We start from the raw sequence: 14,461 nt of genomic DNA on the forward strand, positions 1-14,461 counted from the left end.
CAAGATCTCATAAGAATACAAAACTTGTTGCAGGGAATTCCTGTGCTAAGCTCAGAGGATATTGTTATATTTCTGTATATGCTCGTTACTATGCCGATTATTGGGGTTACGATTCTTTGGGAGGGGTACTCACTCTATCAAAAACGGATGATCGTTACCACACTCTCGCCGGATTCGCGGAGTGACTGGTAAACATGTACGATAGAAAAAAAGGGGAATTCAGGGTTGGAAATTATTTTTGAACCGATGAAGCACGGGACAGAAGATACCGGGCTTCCCCTGCCTGGGCCTGCGGTTCCCATGCATTGACTGTTTCGTTATAGGATGTAAATTTCTGGTTGAACACCAGGCCGGTCACCCCTTCCCTGAGCCCGGCCACCTGTTCGCCACCGGTGAACGTCCCGTTGAGGTCCTGCATGATCCCGGTAGAAACGACCCGGTCCACCCGTTTGACTGCCGACGCAAGCACGACGTTGGGGCCGAGCGGGGACTGGTCGGAATCGGTGCCGATGATATACTCCCCGGTTGCATTGTTTGCCACCGCAATCGCCCCGGTATTGGAGTACCCGGCACAGGTGTAGATCACGTCCGTTCCATTGCGGTACATCCCTTCAGCAATCCGGCCTGACTCTGCGGGATCGCTGAACCCGTCGATGGTGTACTGGTGCACATAGGTATGATCGATGGGGATCGATGCGTTGACAGCATGGACGCCGGCCGTGTACCCCTGCAGGAACGTATCGAGCAGGTCCGACTGCATCCCAAGGATGATCCCGACCCGCCCGGTCTTGGTTGCCGATGCTGCAAGGACGCCGGCCAGGTAACTGTCACCGTAGGAGGTGATATCATACGTCCTGAGTGTATCGGACCCGGTTCCCGACTGGTCGATGGCGAGGAACCGGATATCCGGGTGATCCTGTGCGAGCTGCCGGGTGTAGTTCGTATACTGGAACCCTATCGTTATGACGAGACCCGGTTTTTCCGATCCGCTGATGTTGTTGAGCAGCCCTGGCAGGGAATCACTCTCACGCGGCATGAACTCTTTTGTGGTAAAGGAGATCGCTTTCTGGGCTGCCACGAGACCCTGATATGCACTGTCGGTGTACGAGAGGTCACCTTTCTCTGATGGGTACACGATATACACGCCCGGAACTGCAGGTTTATCCGGCAGGACACTTACTGCAACGATTGCTACAACAATGACTGCTGCAACCAGGATTCCGAAATAAAGGTATTTTTTATCCATGATATCTCTCCACCGTGATGATTGTCTGATCCTCATCCCCTCAGGTTGGCCGTGTTCGGCTCCAGGTACCGGCCGGCGCCGAGCATCCAGGTACCGTCGACATCGGTCACGTAACTGATCTTGAGCTGGGTGGTGTTCGTCGCCGGGTTCACCGAGTAATACTCGACCATCCCGGTTCCATTGCGAGCGCTTGCGAACATGGTCTGCATATAGTACGATCCGTCCAGGTCAGTGACATTGATCCGGTTCACGCCGACCTGGTCGGGGCGGGACGGCCATGCAAGGGCGGTTCCGTTGTAATCGTCGGCGAAGATATAGAGGCCGTCCTTGACGAAGGAGCCGTTCGGGTTGTTGAATTCGGCGAGTGCTTTTTCTTTACCGTTGGTCTTCGCGTAGGCCTTCGCATCCGTCACGAACTGCCGGAGTTCCTGATCGATCAGCAGATCTTCGCGGGTATAGATGCCGGCACCGATCCAGTAGGTATCGTCGACCGGACGCACATAACTGACTTTATACCTGACCGAGTAATTCTCAGCCGGGTTCGGGTACCGGTACAGGAGATAGCCGCCGCCGAGCTTGGCGAGCTGGACCTCGGTCTTGGTGTAATAAGTACCGGACGCGTCGGTGAGGTTGAGGAAATTGGTGCCGACAAGGTCCGGCTGGTGCAGCAGGGCGAGGGCGTTCCCCGAATAGTCGAGCGCGTAGATGTAGACATCGCCGACTGCAAACGGACCGGTGGCGTTACTGAACGCAGCAAGAGCGGCAGTCTTTCCATGCTGCTGAGCATAGGTCGCAGCAGAATCCACAAAGTCCTTGATCTCCCGGGAGGTCGAGGGAGCATCTGGCGCTGATGCTTCGACCGGTTCTGCGGGGCCGTAATAGACGCCGGAGCCCAGCCACCAGTCGTCACTGACTTTTGTCACGTACCCGAGTTTCTTCTCGACTGAGTTGTTGTGCAGCGGGTTGACGTAATAGAACCAGACGTACCCGGAGCCGTTTCGCGCTACATCCATAACATTCCGGAAGTAGGGGTGGCCGTACGCGTCGGGTTCGTCGGCCCGGTTCACGCCGACCTTCTCTGGACTGTACGGGTGGGCGAGGGTGGTGCCGTTGAAGTCATAGGCATAGATGTAGAGTTCGCCCCGGACAAACGAACCGTTCTTGTTCGAAAATTCAGCGAGCGCTGCATCTTTGCCATAGGTCTTAGCGTAGGCGGCCGCTTCGTTGACGAAAGCGACCATCGTTTCATTCGTTGTAGTAGTGATGGTGGCTGCTTTCTCCTGGGTAACCGGAATTTTCGTGGATGATGATGAAGTCTGGGTACATCCGGAAGCGATGACCAGCAGGGCGAGAACGATAAAGAGGGATAGGGATGCACATCCCGGTTTCATGTATAGTGATGGTTCATGATTTTTATTAAAGTGGGATGATGTATTCCGGGACAATTTTCGAGAATGATTCCCATTTTTCGGTCATTTCGTATTCGAGCACCATTCACCACCAGTCCGGCTTTCGGCACAGTACCCCTTGGTGGATTCATCGACCCGCCAATGCCGTCTTCACGGCGTTATTCTCTATTCCAGTGATCCAAACCGTGTCTCGTATCCCCGGGCAATGACCGAAGAACCAAGAAGCGGTGCAAAACCCGAAAGACTGCTCACAGTCAGCCGGGGCATCGGCAGATAACGGTCGGCATACTGCTCGATCAGGGGAATGATCAGGTCCTGGTTGTTCAGAACAACAGAACCGTCAAAGACGATCGTATCCGGTTCATAGGCAACAATGAGATCTGAAATCCCCCGTCCATTCAGTCTCCCGAGTTCATGAATAAAACCGCATTTCTCAGAACCCTGTTCTTCTCGAATGGCGTCAAAGACATCCCGGGCAGAGTGTATCTGCTGATCCCCGGAATCCCATCCATTCTTCTTCAGCCATTCATGGTAGAAGCGGGGCAGGAACCGGCCGGATGCATATCCTTCCCAGTGTCCCTTTCTGCCGCACCCGCAGGTCAGGTTATAATCGCTGTCGACGAACAGATGACCGATCTCCCCGGCGTTTCCTGATCGACCGGTAAGTATTTTTCCGTTTGCAATGATCCCGGCACCGATGCCGGTCGACATGGTTACATAGACGAAATTCTTCGATCCCGTACCCTCGCCAAAACACGCCTCGCCCAGGAGACCTGCAAAGCAGTCGTTGATCAGCAGCACCGGGAGGTTGAACGCTGCACTGATCGGGTCCGACAGGGGAATGATATCGAGGGGGATGTTCGGGGGATGCACGATCGAGGTGTGGGTGCTGTCTATCGGTCCTGCCGACCCGATACCGATGCCTGCCGACATCCCGATCTCCTCGTCTGATGCCAGCGAATGAATTGTCCGGATGATGAGATCGGAGATGGTCTCCGCATCAGGCAGATCAGCAGGAAGTGTGGTCACTTTCAACCGTTCAATGCGCCCGGTTTCATTGACAAGCCCCACCCGAAGGTTGGTCGCTCCAAGGTCGACGGCAATGACGGTATCAGTACGTCCGGTTCTGTCATCTGGTGTCATGTGAAGGTTCCCAGGATATCTCCCTAAATCGGTGATCAGAAACGTCACTGATCCGGGAAGGATGCTGTGAAAGTAATTTTACCATTTGATTGAAGAAATGTTCGGGGAATAAAAATAGAACTTCCTGTACAGTGGTTTGCCGGACTGTGTCGAGATCGTGGATCGGTACAAGGTGTGTTTCCCGGCGTAAAAAAAGGTTACCAGATGACCGGTCTCTGGCTTATGTTCCGATACAGGGCATCGCCCGGCTGGATCTCCGGGAATGCCTCGTAGAATTCCGGAATATTGAACAGGACACCGTTAACCCGGTATTTACCCGTGGTATGGGGATCGGTATACACCAGGTTGCGCAACGTATCATCCCGGTACTGTGACCTCCAGATGCGTGAAGCCCCGATGAAGAACCTGCGGTCCTCAGTATGATTGGAAACCTCCTGGCCTAATGACAGGTTCTCTGTCCCCTTCCATGCATGATAGGCCAGGGTCAGACCCCCGAGATCAGCGATATTCTCCCCGAGGGTCAGGTTACCGTTATCATTGAGTCCAGGGAGGATTTCAAACCCGTTGTACTCGGTGACGAGCAGCGCTGTTCTATTGATGAAGTTCCTGGCATCCTCCTCCGTCCACCAGTCCTTGAGGCTCCCGCCCTTGTCGAACTGCCGGCCCATTTCGTCGAAGCCGTGTGTCATCTCGTGCCCGATCACCCAGCCAAGGGTAGCATAATTGAGCGTTTTGTCTGCATCCGGGTCGAAGAACGGTGGCTGGAGAATGGCAGCTGGAAATACCATCTCATTCCTGGTCGGATCATAAAAGGCGTTCACCGTCTGCGGAGATGCAAACCAGATGTTCCGGTCCAACGGCCTGCCAATCTTATCCAGTCCGTTCTGTCCGTGAATAAATGAGTACGCTGAAACGGAACGGACATTATTGACATACGAGTCGGAGAGGTTCAACCCGGAATAATCCATCCACTGGTCAGGATACGCGATCTTCTCCCCCATGGCAGCAAGTTTCTCTCGAGCCGCCTCTTTCGTGGTGGTGCTCATCCAGCTCAGGTTCGAGATCCGTTCGTCGAAGGTCTGTCGGATAGAGCGGAACATCTCCGATACCATTCCGCGGGTCCGGGGGTCGACATAGTCGGCAACATAGGCCCTGCCCACGAGATCGCCCAGGAGATCGTTCTCTGTCGTTACGACACGTTTCCACCGGGGTTGCATCTCCTTCACGCTGTTGAGCGTCGTGCTGTAGAAGGCGAAATGCTCCTCTTCGAACGATGAACTGAGATAGGGGGATTCTGCATCGATCAGGTGGTACCGCAGGTAGACTTTCCAGTCATTGAGTGAAGCCGTTCCAAGCTGAGTGTTGAGTTCCTTCACATACGACGGCTGGTGAACATTTACCTGACTGACTGGCCCGGATCCCGGGATGGCACAGAGCGTTTCCCAACCAATCGCAGGATACTGCTCTTCCAGGGTGGAGACTGAATAGAGGTTGGTGGTCTTCTCTGGGTCCTGGTTCTCCTCTGAACTGAACTGGGCCTGAGCGAGGGTCTTTTCCATGGTATAGACGGTTTCGGCGTCAGCTGCAGCCTGCCCGGCCGGCTCTCCCATCAGCAGGAATACCCGGGTGATGTGACTTTTGTAGGCTTCCTGAATCTCCAGGCTTTTATTGTCGGTTCTCAGGTAATAGTCCCGGTCCGTCAATCCCAGCCCGCCCTGTTCGAGGTATGCAACCATCTCGCTGCTGTTCCGGGGATTGGCCTCTGCGTGATAGGAGTACACCGGGTCGAACCCCTGCTGCAGGAGAAGGATCGTGGTAGTGGTCAGATCGGTACGGGAATTGATCGCGTCGATCGTCGTGAGAACATCAGACAGCGGAAGGAGTCCTTCCCGGTCGATCGTCCCGTTATCCATTCCCGACCGGTAAAATTGTCCGATCAGGGTGATATTCCGATCTGCACTCCCTGGCGAGGTGTTTGATGCGTTAATCAGGAGAGCATGAAGATCATCGTCTACCTTGTCCCGGAGTTCGGAGAATGTTGAGATACTCCCTTTATCGGCTGGAATGGGGTGCTCTGCGATCCATGCATCATTCACATAGGAAAAGAAATCGTCCCCCGGACGGACGGACAGGTTGAGGGAAGATCCGTTATCTGGAACCTGCGTGGTGGTACCCGACAGTTTTGTTCCGGTTCCAACCGGACTGGAACATCCGGCAGATACGAGACATACGATCACGATCAGAATCACTACCACAGATTTCACAAAGAATACATCTTTTTTTTATATAGAATAATGGTTTGGCTGATAATGTGATCGGCATGGAACATAACTCTGGAAGAGGACACCATCAGGGCCTTTGAGGGTTTCGTACTGATTTTTCTGCTCAGGTCAGATATCTGTCGCCGTCGACGGCGACATGAATCGATGCAGGACTTCGCCGGCAACCAGGCTGGGACTGATCCTCATTCGCCTGATGGGCAAAGAGATCGCCACGCTGTCATGCAGGCGGTTGACTCCGGGGCCGGCTGGACCCCGGAGTTCTGCAGGGGCGCAACGACGACACCGGTGGAATCGTATCATAATTCTTCTTGGTAGTACCATTCCACAAGTCTACGCTGGCATCGATGCCCTGAAGGCCGGGAAGAGCCACCCCTGGGAGACCGTTCAAACAGAACACCCTCGCGGACCATGGTGTGATCCTCACGCGGTTCCTGCTCTGGACGATCGACAATGGATATAGCACAATTCCAGATTCCGAAACCTTTATCCCTCATCTCGCCAAGAATTGACCAGTCAGTCTAGACCAATGAGTCTACTACACTGGAGCAGACAGCATGCAATATCGTCTCGTACCAAAAAACGGCGACACGTTATCCGCACTCGGCTTTGGCGCGATGCGTCTGCCGTCTAAGCGGATGGGCATCGATGAAGAGCGGGCAACCCAGCAGATCCGCAGCGCGATCGACAGCGGCGTCAACTACATCGACACCGCAGTCCCCTACCACAGCGGCGAGAGCGAACGGTTCCTCGGCCGGGCACTCAAGGATGGATATCGGGAGAAAGTGAAACTCGCGACAAAACTTCCGCCATGGGGTGTGAAGACCCGCGAGGACATGGACCGGATCCTCGACATCCAACTAAAGAAACTCCAGACCGATCACATCGACTACTACCTTCTCCACTCGCTCGATGCCAACCACTGGAAGAAGATGCACGGGCTCGGCGTACTCGAATTCCTCGACGCGGCAAAAGCCTCCGGGAAAATCATCAACGCCGGCTTCTCCTTCCATGGCGACCGCAAAACGTTCAAAGAGATCATCGACGCGTATGACTGGATCTTCTGCCAGATCCAGTATAACTTCCTTGACGAGATGAACCAGGCCGGGACCGAGGGACTCCAGTATGCCGCCTCGAAGAATATCGCCGTCATGGTTATGGAACCGCTGCGGGGCGGGATGCTCGCCGGGAAACTCCCAAAGGATGTTGAGGAGATCTACGACCGTGCAAAAACAAAACGGTCAGCAGCTGAATGGGCGCTTCGGTGGGTCTGGAACCACCCGGAGGTAACGGTCGTCCTCTCCGGGATGAACGACGAGAAGCATATCGCGGAAAACATCAAAGCCTGTGAGACCGCCCTGCCCGGATCGATGAGCACCGGTGAGCTTGCAACCGTGAAAGCAGTCGCAGCGGTGTACAACCGATTGATCAAGGTCGGCTGCACTGGGTGCGCCTATTGCATGCCCTGCCCGTTCGGCGTCAACATCCCGCAGAATTTCTTCATCTACAACAGTTACCACATGGGCGGAAGCCGGCTCTTCACCCGGGGAATGTACGGAATCTCCCTGATGGGAGCAATGGGGACAAAAGCCGATGCCTCGCTCTGCCAGAACTGTGGCAAATGTGCAAAGGCCTGCCCGCAGAAGATCGCGATCCCGGAAGAACTGAGAAAAGTCCGGGGCACCCTCGGCGGACTTCGGACGAAACTCATGATCCCGCTCGTGAAGATGATCTTCTCGGCTGAGATCAAGGAATGATTTCCCTCGCGTCTCGACTCATTCGAAAATCCGGGAAAATCAGAATTGCGAGGCTTGGCAAATTTCTAAAAAAAATAGATGGAGATTACCTGTCACACCACAGAGTCGCAATCTCTCTGATTTTTGCGATAGGGACCGCCTCAGGAGATCTCCAGGACACGACGGGTAAGGAGATTTCACAATCTTCAATCGGATCCGCCGTGAGAGGTGGCGTCTATCGTTATCGGAAATATGGAGGGCATCGGCCCCTATCAGCGTACCTGAATAGAAAATTTTCGTATGAGAGAGATCGACCCTCGCACTATCAGAAGGAAACCAGAAGATCAGAAGAGAGAATCAATTTTTTTTATAAACGAAGGAGAATCTAATGGAAAAATCTGAGAAAAAATCAGCCAGAACCCTGAACCCTGAGAAGATCTCAGCCAACCGGGAGAAGATCCTCACTACAGCACTCACCCTCTTCACGAGCCGAGGGTTCTCCGGCACTCCGACATCGCTCATCTCCAAAGAGGCCGGCGTCTCGACCGGCACGCTCTTCTTCTATTTCAAGACAAAAGAGGAGCTCATCGACACGCTCTACCGCCGAATAAAGGAAGAAGCCGCGAAAGAGATGTGCAGAGGCATGGACAAACAGAAAACCACGAAGGCAAAGATCTGGCTTCTCGGCACCAACGTGGTGGAATGGAGCATCAGAAATCACGCAAAACTGAAATTCATGGAGCAGTTTGCCCACTCGCCGTTTGTCTCCACGAGCGCCCATGAGGAAGGTATGTCCAACTTCCTCTTCCTCTCGGATCTCATGAAAGACGGTATCCGGGAAGGAGCGATCCGGAATATCGATCCGACCCTTCTCCTCTCCATACTGGCCTCGGCCCTCACCGGACTGGTCGCACGGGCTTCGGAGATCGAAGACCCGGACGAGCGCGAGAAGATCGTACAGGATGGACTGGATTTTATCTGGAACGGGATGAAAACATGAAAACGGTAATCAACGCACTGGACTTATCAAAAAATTATGGCGATGTAAAAGCAGTGGACCACGTGAACCTCCACGTAGACGAGGGAGCGCTCTTTGGCCTCCTGGGCCCGAACGGGTCTGGCAAGACCACGATGATCAAGATGCTGACCGGACAGACCCGGCCGACCGGGGGATCCGCCTCAGTCCTCGGTATCGATGTCACTCAGGACCCGGTAGGGGTCCGTGCCCGCGTAGGGATCATCCCCGAGCAGGAGACCCCGCCGAGTTTCCTGACCGCGATGGAGTACCTCGAGTTTGTCGCTGCAGTCCGGAAGATCCCGGATATCCAGGCAAAGGCCGACCACTGGTTCGACTTCCTCGACTTCGCCGACAAGAAGAACGTCCTCTGCAAGGACCTCTCACGGGGAACCCGGCAGAAACTGATGTTCACGCAGGCGTTCATTCACGAACCGTCGCTCGCGCTGATCGACGAGCCGCTCATCAACTTCGACCCGATCATACAGGACCTTGTCAAGGACTACCTCGCTGATTATGTGAAACACGGGAAGACGATCTTCATCTCGACTCACATCCTCGAAGTGGCCGAGGAGATCTGCTCGGAGTTTGCGATCCTCCACAAGGGAAACCTGCTCCACACCGGGCCAGTTGCCGAACTGACAGGAAGGGGCGAGCACCTCCCCTCCTTCTTCCTCTCGCTCGTCCGGAAGGATCGCCATGTTTGAACTCTTCATAGCGATGATGAAGGAGGAATGGCGGGTCCACTCCACGATGTTCGGCAGCCTCTCGTTTGCCATGTTCCCGGTCATGATCTTCGGGATCGCGTTCATGGGCGCGTTCCTCGTCCCGCTGATGCAGACCAGCCTCCCGGCCGGCGACCTCACGATCATGATCCATGCAAACTACCTGATGCTCGGGATCATGGTCGGAGGGTTCGGCCTGATGGGTAACGAGATCATGAGCCGGCGCTTCGGCCAGGCAAGCTTTCTCTCGTACTCTGCCCGGTCCCTCCCGCTTTCCGACCGGTTCATCTTCACGAATTTCGTCGTCAAGGACACCATCTATTACTTCTTCCTCTGGGTCCTCCCCCTCGGGCTCGGGTACATCATCGCCTCGCCGTTCACGGGCGTCCCGCTCGCGAGCGCTCTGCTCCTCCTCCTCACGCTCACCCTCGCGTTCCTCTTCGGCCTCTGCGGGGTCTTCTTCCTCTCGGCAATCTACGCCCGGTCGCGCCTCGCTCTCCTGCTCGTCATCGCGGCCCTTGTCGCGTTCGGAGCAGCTCTTGCAATCCGGACCGGCATGAACCCGGTGCTCCTCTTCCCGCCGCTCCTGCTCAACGCTGCATTCTCGTGGACCAACCTTCTCGTCTCCATCCTCGTGCTCGCAATTCTCTTCGCGATCGCGATCCTGCTCTTCAATCCCGAATCCGTCGGCTCGGAAAAATCCCACAAAGACCTGTTTGCACCGCTCGCGAAACGTTTTGCGTTCCTGCCGGATCCGCCGTTCGCAGCGAAGGATGTCCTTGACCTGTACCGGAGCGGGGCGATGATCGGGCAGATGCTCTTCTCATTCCTCCTTCCCCTCGCGATCATCTGGTTCTTCCTCTCCCTGCTCGGGCCGTTCTTCCCGCCGCACGGCCTCCTCTTCATGTTCGCGATCGTCACCGGTGTCGTCGCCTCGACCATGTACACGTGGGTCACGATGTTCGATACCTTCGGTCCGTACGCCTGCCTGCCGGTTGCGGTCAGCACGGTGATCACGAGCAAGCTCACCACATTCTCAGTCCTCCAGATCCTGCCGGCGACCTTCATTGCGGTCGTGGCCCTCCTTGCGGGAGAATTCGTGTATCTTGTCCCCGCGGTCGTGCTCGGGCTCTCGGTCTCGTTCTATGCGGTTGGGGTCATGGCCTGGCTCTCCGGGCTCTCGCCCAGCGTAATGGTGTACGATGTAAAAGTGCTCTTCACGTACCTCGTGCTTGTGGGCCTTGCCGTCACGATCTTCTCAGCGGCTGTCTTCGCCGTCCCTGCATCTGCACTTGCGGCCGTCATCCTCCTCATCCTGGCATGGTATTTTGTGCAGATGGCAAAGACCCGGTGGGACGCGATAGACCCAGAGGGATTCTGAACACTTTTTGGAAAGAAATATTTTTTTTGCTCTGTAAAAATCCCATTAAAAACAGACGGTACCGATGACCAGAAGATCCACGGTAGCGACGTGATCTGAATCGTGGTTAAAATACCTCTAATTCTGGCTCCAGGAACCCCCCGTCAGTGTTTCTGAATTTCCATGGTGATGCCCTGACACAATCACGAAAAATTATACGGTAGTCTTCCGGAACAGGAACGCCCCGGCGACCGTCATCGCAACGGTAAACCCGCCAATGACCGCGAAGCTGATCCCCGGGCTGATCTGCGAGATACCCGTCAGGCCGTACCGTATTCCCTCGACGCCGTACGTCAAAGGATCGAGCATGGTGATCGGGGCCAGCCACCCGGGCAGAGAACTGATGGGGAAGAGCGCCCCTGAGAGACCGAAGATCGGGAAGATGACAAAGTTCATGATGAGCTGGAAGCCGCTCAGGTCCTCCATCGACGACGCGATGGCGATACCGAATGCGGTGAAGCCTATACCGATCAGGATCATGAACCCTATCGCGATAAGGAATCCTGGCGCCGACCTGACCGCGAGCCCGAGGAAGAGCGACAGGACAAGGATCATCACACCCTGTACGACCGCGGTCGTCGCGCCGCCTGCAGTCTGGCCGAGCATGATCTCAAGTCTTGAGACCGGTGCAATGAGCGTCTCTTTCAAAAACCCGAACTGCTTGTCCGAGATGATCTGGGTACCCGCGAAGACCGAGGTGAAGAGGACGCTCATCGCGACCATGCCCGGGATGAGAAACTGGATGTAGTTCCCGGAAAGGCCGGGGATACTGACCACCGAGTTCAGCCCGAACCCGAGGAAGAGGAGGAAGAAGAGCGGCATGCTGATGCTGCCGATGATCCGGCTTTTGGATCGGACAAACCGTTTCATGCTCCGGAGCCAGAGCGTGTATATGATATCCATTTAGTGCGACCTCCTCATCTGCATCTGCCGGCGCATGATCTCCGTGCCGCTCGCTTCCTGCTCCCGTATCGTCTTGCCGGTGAACGAGAGGAAGACGTCCTCAAGTGTCGGCTTATGGATCGAGATCGAACTGATGGAGATCTTCTGGCCGACAAGGATCGTAACGATGCCGCTGAGGTGCTGCTCCGCGTTCCGAAGGCTGATGACCACCTCGCCATCATGGATGTCCATCCGGTTGATCCACGGCTCCTTGAGGGTCGCTACGATCGCTGCCGTGTCGGGGGATCTGATCGTGACGACATCCCCACCGATACCATCCCTGAGATTTGCGGGCGTGTCGAGAGCGATGATCTTCCCGTGGTCTATGATGGCGACCCGGTTGCAGAGACGGTCGGCTTCCTCCATGTAATGTGTCGTGAGGATGATCGTGATCCCCTTCTCTTTCGAGAGCGTCGCGATGTACTGCCAGAGATGGTTCCGGGTCTGGGGATCGAGGCCGAGCGTCGGCTCGTCGAGGAAGAGGACCGAGGGATGGTGGAGCAGCCCTCTCGCGATCTCGAGGCGCCGGCGCATCCCACCGGAGAAGTTCTTGACGATATCATCCTTCCGGTCGGTCAGCTCGACGAGCTTCAGGAGCTCCCCGATCCTCTGCTTCCGCGTATCGGATGGGATACGGTAGAGCCGGCCGTGAAAGTCCATGTTCTCCCAGGCCGTGAGCTCTTCATCGAGGCTCTGGTCCTGGAAGACGATGCCGATGGACCTCCTGACACCGTCCTCGTCCTCTTCGACATCGATGCCGTTGACGGTGGCTTTCCCCTCCGTCGGCTTGAGCATGGTCGCGAGCATGGAGAGCGTGGTCGTCTTGCCGGCGCCGTTCGGCCCCAGAAGGCCGAAGATCTCGCCCTGCCCTATCTCGAACGAGACCCTATCGACGGCAACCAGGTCGCCGAAGCGCCGGGTGAGGTCCTTGATATGTACTGCGATTGTCATTTAGTGTATTTCCTTTGAGTTGTGCCGGTTGTGTCCTTTTAAACGCTGAAGCCAGGGCTCTTGAGAAATCCTCATTTTCATGTAAAAAATCTCCCGATGCCTCACTCTTTCCGGCGGATGATGGCAAAGATCATCTTCGGTTTGCCATCAGGATACTCTTCCGGGTGCTCGGCCGCAAACGCCGGGTTGATCTCGCCGGCTACGGTCTGCACGGACTCGATTTCCCAGCCATCCGAAAACGCGTTTTCCAGATCCTGACGGGATATGCCCCCGCCGGGCGCCGAGGGGGTCTCATCGCTGAACCCGTAGAGATAGAGTCGGCCGCCCGGCATGAGAACGTGGGCGAGCCCGCTGACGTAGCGCCCCCTGTGATCTTTTTGGTCTTCGTAGACGTGGAACAAACCGCTGTCGATAACGCTCATAAAGCGCCGGTCCCATTCGACAAGGGTCATGGCATCCTTTACCAGGAATTCCGCGGACAGACCGCGTTCCGCCGCCTTTGCTTTTGCCCGGCGGATCGCTTCCTTTACGAAATCGATACCGGTGACCTCGCGTCCCCGGGCGGTGAAATACAGGGTCGTATCCCCCGTACCGCATCCCGCATCGAGGATGGGACCGGTGATACGGTCGGCAACCGCGATAAACGGTGCTTTGGGCCTGCCAATATCCCACGGGGTGGCGCTGTCGTATATCTTTCTAAATCCATCACGGAAAGATAATTCACGGAAAGATGATGGTAGATCCTGCATCAATGATTCTCCTGTGTAGTTGGAATGATATTCTCCGGTTGAGCAAGCATCACCGACGATTGTACCGGGAATTCAGAGATCATCGATAGTCCTCGCCGCGGCATTCATAGTTTCTGCGATTGTGCTGATCTGTTCCGGTGTCGCGTTCCCACGCAGCAGACGTGCCATCACAGCGCCGTGCAGGTTTTTGAAGGCTTTCATTAGTTCAGGAGATCTGCCGTGCTGGAAACCCCTTCCCGCCTCTTCGAGACGCTCAAATAGTTCCTTTACACGTTCCTCGTGTGTCTGAAGATATTGCATTCCTTCCGGGGTTACCGAATAGACCTTCTTACTGCCCTCTAAAGATACAGTGGCAAGCCCCTCTTCTTCAAGCATCGTCAGGGTTGGATAAATCACGCCGGGACTTGGCGCGTAACCTCCGGCAAGGCGTTGCTCCATGGTCTTGATGATCTGGTATCCGTAACTTGGCTGTTCCGAGAGCAAGTTGAGAATGGCAAGCTTGATGTCGCCGGCATCGAATAAACGTCCCCGTCCACCTCCAAAGCCACCAAAACCGCGGGGGTCTCTACCACCATGGCCACCAAAACCGTGTGGGTCTCTGCCATTAAAGCCGCCAAGTTCTCTATCTCCGAAACCACGGCACCCTCTGTTACCAATGCTGCCGTACTCTCTGTCACAGAAACCCTGCACATCTCTCTCTTGAGGCCCTCGGTTGAAACCTTCGTTTTCGTCAAAGCCGGGTCCTCGCTGGGCGTGACTTTCACCCATTTTGAAATTGTGTTCCATCATTGGTTACTCTCCTTTAATGAGATATATCTTTAGACATATCTCAAGATATATCTTAAA

The 14,461-nt window shown here is 55.3% G+C and carries 12 protein-coding genes; 4 read left to right on the forward strand and 8 right to left on the reverse strand.

Features of this window, described 5'->3' with window-relative positions; translation table 11 throughout:
• Positions 1-232: 232 nt before the first annotated feature.
• The 4 genes from MPAL_RS07220 to MPAL_RS07235 all read right to left on the reverse strand — a co-directional run bounded on the left by MPAL_RS07220 (position 233) and on the right by MPAL_RS07235 (position 6,062).
• Positions 233-1,246: a BMP family ABC transporter substrate-binding protein gene (locus MPAL_RS07220; RefSeq protein ID WP_012618093.1), complete on the reverse strand. Its 1,014-nt coding sequence runs from the start codon at positions 1,244-1,246 to the stop codon at positions 233-235.
• A 32-nt stretch (positions 1,247-1,278) separates the two neighbouring features.
• Positions 1,279-2,637: a cache domain-containing protein gene (locus MPAL_RS07225; protein WP_012618094.1), complete on the reverse strand. Its 1,359-nt coding sequence runs from the start codon at positions 2,635-2,637 to the stop codon at positions 1,279-1,281.
• Between the two features lie 183 nt (positions 2,638-2,820).
• Positions 2,821-3,798: an ROK family protein gene (locus MPAL_RS07230; RefSeq protein WP_012618095.1), complete on the reverse strand. Its 978-nt coding sequence runs from the start codon at positions 3,796-3,798 to the stop codon at positions 2,821-2,823.
• 197 nt (positions 3,799-3,995) lie between these two features.
• Entirely contained in the window at positions 3,996-6,062 is a 2,067-nt protein-coding gene (locus MPAL_RS07235) for a M13 family metallopeptidase (protein WP_012618096.1), read from the reverse strand.
• Positions 6,063-6,634: 572 nt separating this feature from the next.
• Here MPAL_RS07235 and MPAL_RS07240 point away from each other — a divergent pair.
• The 4 genes from MPAL_RS07240 (at position 6,635) to MPAL_RS07260 (ending at position 10,934) form a co-directional block, all read left to right on the forward strand.
• On the forward strand, positions 6,635-7,834 hold the full coding sequence (locus tag MPAL_RS07240; protein WP_012618097.1) for an aldo/keto reductase: 1,200 nt from the start codon (positions 6,635-6,637) through the stop codon (positions 7,832-7,834).
• A gap of 367 nt (positions 7,835-8,201) precedes the next feature.
• Positions 8,202-8,813 (forward strand): TetR/AcrR family transcriptional regulator, encoded by a 612-nt coding sequence (locus MPAL_RS07250; RefSeq protein ID WP_012618098.1) that lies wholly within the window; start codon positions 8,202-8,204, stop codon positions 8,811-8,813.
• Positions 8,810-9,535 carry an ABC transporter ATP-binding protein gene (locus tag MPAL_RS07255; RefSeq protein ID WP_012618099.1) on the forward strand — a complete coding sequence of 242 codons (726 nt, stop codon included), beginning with the start codon at positions 8,810-8,812 and terminating at the stop codon, positions 9,533-9,535. Before MPAL_RS07250 ends, MPAL_RS07255 begins: the two co-directional genes overlap by 4 nt.
• Positions 9,528-10,934 carry a hypothetical protein gene (locus MPAL_RS07260; protein ID WP_012618100.1) on the forward strand — a complete coding sequence of 469 codons (1,407 nt, stop codon included), beginning with the start codon at positions 9,528-9,530 and terminating at the stop codon, positions 10,932-10,934. The genes MPAL_RS07255 and MPAL_RS07260 overlap by 8 nt, the downstream gene beginning before the upstream one ends.
• A gap of 192 nt (positions 10,935-11,126) precedes the next feature.
• On the opposite strand, the gene MPAL_RS07265 is transcribed toward MPAL_RS07260, so the two are convergent.
• From MPAL_RS07265 to MPAL_RS07280, 4 genes are all read right to left on the reverse strand, one after another.
• Entirely contained in the window at positions 11,127-11,876 is a 750-nt protein-coding gene (locus tag MPAL_RS07265) for an ABC transporter permease (protein WP_012618101.1), read from the reverse strand.
• Positions 11,877-12,866 carry a daunorubicin resistance protein DrrA family ABC transporter ATP-binding protein gene (locus tag MPAL_RS07270; protein ID WP_012618102.1) on the reverse strand — a complete coding sequence of 330 codons (990 nt, stop codon included), beginning with the start codon at positions 12,864-12,866 and terminating at the stop codon, positions 11,877-11,879.
• 101 nt (positions 12,867-12,967) lie between these two features.
• Positions 12,968-13,615 (reverse strand): class I SAM-dependent methyltransferase, encoded by a 648-nt coding sequence (locus MPAL_RS07275; RefSeq protein ID WP_012618103.1) that lies wholly within the window; start codon positions 13,613-13,615, stop codon positions 12,968-12,970.
• A 72-nt stretch (positions 13,616-13,687) separates the two neighbouring features.
• A complete protein-coding gene (locus MPAL_RS07280) occupies positions 13,688-14,404 on the reverse strand; it encodes a PadR family transcriptional regulator (protein ID WP_012618104.1) in 717 nt (238 codons plus the stop codon).
• Between the last annotated feature and the right edge of the window lie 57 nt (positions 14,405-14,461).

The sequence above is a fragment of the Methanosphaerula palustris E1-9c genome (assembly GCF_000021965.1).
GTDB classification, from domain to species: Archaea; Halobacteriota; Methanomicrobia; order Methanomicrobiales; family Methanospirillaceae; genus Methanosphaerula; species Methanosphaerula palustris.

What these genes read in the sequence shown, in the direction of transcription:
- MPAL_RS07220 (WP_012618093.1), bottom strand. Translation starts at nt 1,246, where the DNA reads ATGGATAAAAAATACCTTTATTTCGGAATCCTGGTTGCAGCAGTCATT.
- MPAL_RS07225 (WP_012618094.1), bottom strand. Translation starts at nt 2,637, where the DNA reads ATGAAACCGGGATGTGCATCCCTATCCCTCTTTATCGTTCTCGCCCTG.
- MPAL_RS07230 (WP_012618095.1), bottom strand. Translation starts at nt 3,798, where the DNA reads ATGACACCAGATGACAGAACCGGACGTACTGATACCGTCATTGCCGTC.
- MPAL_RS07240 (WP_012618097.1), top strand. Translation starts at nt 6,635, where the DNA reads ATGCAATATCGTCTCGTACCAAAAAACGGCGACACGTTATCCGCACTC.
- MPAL_RS07250 (WP_012618098.1), top strand. Translation starts at nt 8,202, where the DNA reads ATGGAAAAATCTGAGAAAAAATCAGCCAGAACCCTGAACCCTGAGAAG.
- MPAL_RS07255 (WP_012618099.1), top strand. Translation starts at nt 8,810, where the DNA reads ATGAAAACGGTAATCAACGCACTGGACTTATCAAAAAATTATGGCGAT.
- MPAL_RS07260 (WP_012618100.1), top strand. Translation starts at nt 9,528, where the DNA reads ATGTTTGAACTCTTCATAGCGATGATGAAGGAGGAATGGCGGGTCCAC.
- MPAL_RS07265 (WP_012618101.1), bottom strand. Translation starts at nt 11,876, where the DNA reads ATGGATATCATATACACGCTCTGGCTCCGGAGCATGAAACGGTTTGTC.
- MPAL_RS07270 (WP_012618102.1), bottom strand. Translation starts at nt 12,866, where the DNA reads ATGACAATCGCAGTACATATCAAGGACCTCACCCGGCGCTTCGGCGAC.
- MPAL_RS07275 (WP_012618103.1), bottom strand. Translation starts at nt 13,615, where the DNA reads ATGCAGGATCTACCATCATCTTTCCGTGAATTATCTTTCCGTGATGGA.
- MPAL_RS07280 (WP_012618104.1), bottom strand. Translation starts at nt 14,404, where the DNA reads ATGATGGAACACAATTTCAAAATGGGTGAAAGTCACGCCCAGCGAGGA.